The following is a 4,821-nucleotide window of genomic DNA, read 5'->3' as shown; positions in this document are numbered from 1 at the left end:
CTGCGGCGACACCGGTGACAGCGGCGGCGACCCGCCCGGCGGTGAGATCGACAAGGTCGCCTACATCACCGCGTTCGGTGCGGTGGGCCGCGACGCCTTCGCGTGGGTGGCCAATGAGAAGGGCTACTTCGCCGAGGTCGGCATCGAGGTCGACATCAAGGAGGGCGCCGGCAACCAGCAGAACCTGACCGCGCTCAAGTCGGGGCAGGTGCAGTTCGGCGCTCTCGACTTCACCGGTGCCGTCATCCAGGCGGGCAAGGGCGAGTTCACCGACTGGCGGGCGATCGCCGCCGTGCACCAGCAGACTTTGATCTCGGTGATGACCACCAAGGACACCAACATCACCACCCCGAAGGACCTCCGGGGCAAGACGATCGCCACCGGCAGCGGCTCCGTGACGGAGTTGCTCTTCCCGGCGTACGCGCGGCTGGCCGGGCTCGACCCGGCGACGGTGAAGATCGAGGGCGTGCAACCCACAGCCCTCAACGGCCTCATGGCGAGCCGGCGGGTCGACGCGCTGGGCACGTTCCTGCTCAGCCGCGGCGCCCTGCAGACCGCCGCCCGGAAGGACGTCGTGGTCCTGCCCTACAGCGACTACCTGCCGGACCTGTTCGGCAACGCGATCATCACCACCCCGTCGCTCATCAGCAAGGACCCCGACCTCGTGCAGCGGTTCACCAAGGCCGCGCTCAAGGGCCTGGCGTACAGCATCGAGCACCCGGACGAGGCGGCGACAATCCTCAACAAGGCGAAACCCACCTACACGGTGGCGGCGGGCAAGGGTGAGATCGACGCGATGGCCCCGCACGTCCGTCCCGACGGCGGTGCCCCGATCGGGTTCCTGGACGAGTCGCGGGTGGCGCAGACCATCGCCGTCCTCGAACGCGCCAACCTGATTCCGTCGGGCCTGACGCCGGCGGCCGTCGTGGACCCGACCTTCGTCAAGAAGTCGTGACCGGCGACTCCCGGGCAGAACGACGCCGGCACACCCTCGGGCTCCCGGCCCTGGGCGCGGTGGTCGCGACCGGGCTCTGGTGGCTGTCCACCTGGGCCTTCGACATCGAACCGTTCTTCCTGCCAGCTCCCCCGGACGTGGTCGACGCGTTCCTGCGGCTCCCCGGTCACCTGGCTCAGCAGACCTGGATCACCTTCCTGGAGACGATCATCGGGTTCGGGATCGCGGCGGTGGGCGGGCTTCTGCTCGCCGTCCTGCTCGCCGCGTCGCGGACCGTCGAGCGGATGGTCCTACCGATGATCGCCGGCATCAACGCGGTGCCGAAGGTGGCGCTCGCGCCACTGCTCCTGGTCTGGATCGGCTTCGGTTACGAGGCCAAGATCGTGATGGTCGTGCTGCTCTGCTTCTTCCCGATCCTGATCTCGACCATGGCGGGCCTGACCTCGACACCGAACGACCTCGGCGAGCTGGCCCGCTCCCTCTCCGCCTCGTGGTGGCAGACCTTCCTCAAGGTCCGACTTCCGTGGGCCCTGCCGCAGATCTTCGTCGGTCTGAAGGTGGCGACCTCACTCGCCATCATCGGCGCGATCATCGGCGAAGTGATCAACCCCCAGGCCGGGCTCGGGGCGGTGATCGCCAGTTCCGGACAGTCCGCGGACACGCCGCTCGCGTTCGCGGCGTTGATCCTGCTCGCGCTCATGGGCGCACTGCTCTTCTACCTGATGGCCGGCCTCGAACGCCTCCTCGTGCCGTGGGCGCGCGCGATCTCCTCCTGAGGCGGCAACCGCGGGACCTCACCCCCGCGGGCCGTCCGTCCCACCTCCCCTGCGAACGGTTCCTCGCGGCTTCGTGCGTCGCGGCGTGGTCAGTGCGAGTGCCGAGGCACGTCGCTGCCGCTGCCGCCGACGAGGAAGTCCAGGTCGGCGCCCTGGTCGGCCTGGAGGACGTGCTCGCTGTACAGCCGCACCCATCCCCGGTCGGCGACCGGCGGTGGTGGCTGCCAGGCGGCACGGCGCTGGGCGAGTTCCGCGTCGTCGACGAGCAGGTCCAGGGATCGCGTCGCCACGTCGACGCGGACCAGGTCGCCGGTGCGCACCAACGCGAGCGGGCCGCCCACCGACGCCTCCGGGGCCACGTGCAGGACACAGGTGCCGTACCCGGTGCCGCTCATCCGGGCGTCGGAGATCCGCACCATGTCCGTGATGCCGTCGGCGAGCAGCCGTCGTGGCATCGGCACGTTGCCCACCTCCGGGAACCCCGGGTAGCCGCGTGGCCCGGCGTTGCGGACCACGATCACCGTGTCGGGGGTGACGTCGAGGTCCAGGTCGTCGGCCGCGACGACGTACTCCTCGATCCGGTCGAAGACGAGCGCCGGCCCGGTGTGGCTGAGGAGGTGGGCGGAGGCCGCGGAGACCTTCAGCACGGCCCCGGACGGCGCGAGCGATCCGCGGAGCACCACGGTGCCCGAGCCGGCGGGTTGGAAGGGCTCCGCCATGGTGGCGATGACGTCCCGGTTCCAGCACTTCACGCCGTCGATGTTGTCGGCCACGCTCTTTCCGCTGACGGTGACGTGGTCCATGTGCAGCAGCGGGGCGATCTCCGCCATCACGGCCGGGACACCGCCCGCGTAGGCGAAGTCCTCCATCAGGTACGCCCCGGACGGCATGAGGTTGACCAGCATGGGCACGTCGGCGGTGAGGGCGTCGAAGTCCTCCAGCGACAGCGGAACACCGAGGCGTCCGGCAACCGCGAGCAGGTGTACGACGGCGTTCGTCGAACCGCCGATCGCGGCGTTGACCCGGACCGCGTTCTCGAACGCCTGCCTGGTGAGCACAGTGGACAGCCGTTGATCCTGCTCGACCATGGCGACGATCCGGCGTCCGGCGGCGTGGGCGAGGGCGTACCGCCGGGAGTCGACGGCCGGCACGGCGGCGGCCCCCGGGAGCTGTACGCCCAGCGCCTCGGTCACGCAGGCCATCGTGGAGGCGGTCCCCATGGTCATGCAGTGCCCCCGACTGCGGGACATGCCGACCTCCGCCTCCGCGCAGTCGGCCGCGCTCATCCGGCCCGCCCGCATCTCCTCGGTGAAGCGCCAGACGACGGTGCCCGAGCCGATGTCCTGGCCGCGGAACTTGCCGTTGAGCATCGGGCCGCCGGTCAGCATCAGCGTCGGCAGGTCGACGCTCGCCGCCCCCATCAGCAGGCCGGGGGTGGTCTTGTCGCAGCCGGAGAGCAGGACCACCCCGTCGAGCGGGTTGGCCCGTACCGACTCCTCCAACTCCATCGCCAGCAGGTTGCGGTAGAGCATGGTCGTGGGTCGCATGAGGGGTTCACCCAGGCTCATCGCCGGGAACTCCAGCGGCAGGCCGCCGCTCTCCCACACCCCCCGCTTCACCGACTCGGCCAGGTCACGCAGGTGGGCGTTGCAGGGGGTCAGCTCCGACCAGGTGGTGGCGATGCCGATCACCGGGCGGCCGTCGAAGACGTCGTCCGCGAACCCCTGGTTGCGCATCCAGGACCGGTGGATGAAACCGTTGCGGCCCTCCGCACCGAACCACTGCGCGCTGCGCAGCTGTCGATTCGTCGTCGACATCAGCAGACTCCTCTGTCATCCGTCCGCGCCACGGGGGTTCGCGGCGATCCTTGAGCGGGTGGTGCACTGGCTGGTGGCGCGGGTGCTGCCTACCGGAGGCCTCCGACGGACAGCCCGCCGCGCCAGTGTCGTTGCAGGCTGAAGAACGCGATGATCAGCGGAATCACTGACACGAGCGAGCCCAGGATGATGAGGCTCCACAGCGAGGTGCCTCCCGCGTTGTTCGCCGACGCGATCCCCTGCCACAGGCCGAGACCGACGGTGACAGGGAAGAGCCGGTTGTCGGAGAGCATCGCCAGCGGCAGGAAGTAGTTGTTCCAGGACGCCACCGCGGACAGGAGCAGCACGGTGACCACCGCGGGGCGCATCATCGGTAGGGCGATCTGCAGGAACGTGCGCACCTCTCCCGCGCCGTCGACCCGCGCCGCGTCCAGGAGTTCGTCGGGCACCGCGTCGCGCGCGTACACGTGCATCAGGTAGACGCCGAACGGGTTGAGTAGCGACGGGAGGATCACCGCCCAGACCGTGTTCGTCAGGCCGAGCTGGGAAAACATGATGAAGGTCGGGATGACCAGCGCGGTGGCCGGGACCATCAACGCGCCGAGCACGACGGCGAAGCTGAACCGCCGGGCCGCGAACCGGTACTTGGCGAACCCGTACCCGGCCATCACCGCCAGGATCGTGGCACCGACACCACCGGCGATGGCGTACAGCGTGGAGTTGAGGATCCACCGCAGGTAGATGCCCCCGTCGTGGGTGAACAGCTGCTTCAGGTTGCCGAGGTAGTCGACCTGGTCGGTGAACCACAGGGTGTTGTCGCCGCCGAACAGGCCGGCCGCGTCCTTGGAGCTGTTGACGATGAGCCACCAGAACGGCACGAGGAAATAGATCACCAGGAAGCCGAGGAGGATCTGCATGGGGAGATAGCGCTGCGGCCGGCGGGGGCCGGAGCGGGCGCTCGTGGGGGCGGTCATCAGAGGAAGCTCCTCCGCTTGCGGGTGAAGAACAGGAAGACGTACACGCAGATGAAGACGATGCCGCCGAGGGCGAACGAGATCGCCGACCCGTAGTTGAAGTTGGCCAGCGAGAACGCCTGCTCGTACGCGTACATGTTGGGGGTGAAGTCCGTCCTGATCGTGCCCGCGGCGAGGTATCGCAGGATCTGCGGTTCGTTGAAGAACTGCAGGGTGCCGATGAGCGAGAAGACCAGGATCAGGATCAGCGCGGGCGCGATCAGCGGGATCTTGATCCGCGTCGCGATCTGCCACCGCCC

The 4,821-nt window shown here is 69.1% G+C and carries 4 protein-coding genes and 1 pseudogene; 2 read left to right on the top strand and 3 right to left on the bottom strand.

Features of this window, described 5'->3' with window-relative positions; genetic code table 11:
* Together ACWCO3_RS31585 and ACWCO3_RS31580 are read left to right on the top strand one after the other, a co-directional pair.
* Nucleotides 1-955 (top strand): ABC transporter substrate-binding protein (locus ACWCO3_RS31585; RefSeq protein ID WP_450013538.1); only part of this gene is annotated, 955 nt, incomplete at its 5' end.
* Nucleotides 952-1,731: an ABC transporter permease gene (locus tag ACWCO3_RS31580; protein ID WP_145780300.1), complete on the top strand. Its 780-nt coding sequence runs from the start codon at nt 952-954 to the stop codon at nt 1,729-1,731. The genes ACWCO3_RS31585 and ACWCO3_RS31580, both read left to right, overlap by 4 nt.
* Before the next feature lie 89 nt (nt 1,732-1,820).
* Here the strand turns inward: ACWCO3_RS31580 and ACWCO3_RS31575 are convergent, their stop codons facing one another.
* From ACWCO3_RS31575 to ACWCO3_RS31565, 3 genes and pseudogenes are all read right to left on the bottom strand, one after another.
* The gene (locus ACWCO3_RS31575; RefSeq protein WP_357928484.1) at nt 1,821-3,548 is read right to left on the bottom strand and encodes an IlvD/Edd family dehydratase; all 1,728 of its coding nucleotides are present in this window, start codon (nt 3,546-3,548) and stop codon (nt 1,821-1,823) included.
* Nucleotides 3,549-3,637: 89 nt separating this feature from the next.
* Nucleotides 3,638-4,522 (bottom strand): carbohydrate ABC transporter permease, encoded by an 885-nt coding sequence (locus ACWCO3_RS31570; RefSeq protein WP_145780298.1) that lies wholly within the window; start codon nt 4,520-4,522, stop codon nt 3,638-3,640.
* Nucleotides 4,522-4,821, bottom strand: a pseudogene (locus ACWCO3_RS31565) (carbohydrate ABC transporter permease); the annotation flags it as partial. The gene ACWCO3_RS31570 and the pseudogene ACWCO3_RS31565, both read right to left, overlap by 1 nt.

Source organism: Micromonospora sp. NPDC002411, from assembly GCF_053592955.1.
Note: the sequence above shows the minus strand (reverse complement) of the source record. Positions and strands in the feature narration are given on the sequence as shown.

Excerpts from the sequence above, each read along its gene's own strand:
- ACWCO3_RS31570 (WP_145780298.1), bottom strand. The coding sequence starts at position 4,522 with ATGACCGCCCCCACGAGCGCCCGCTCCGGCCCCCGCCGGCCGCAGCGC.
- ACWCO3_RS31575 (WP_357928484.1), bottom strand. The coding sequence starts at position 3,548 with ATGTCGACGACGAATCGACAGCTGCGCAGCGCGCAGTGGTTCGGTGCG.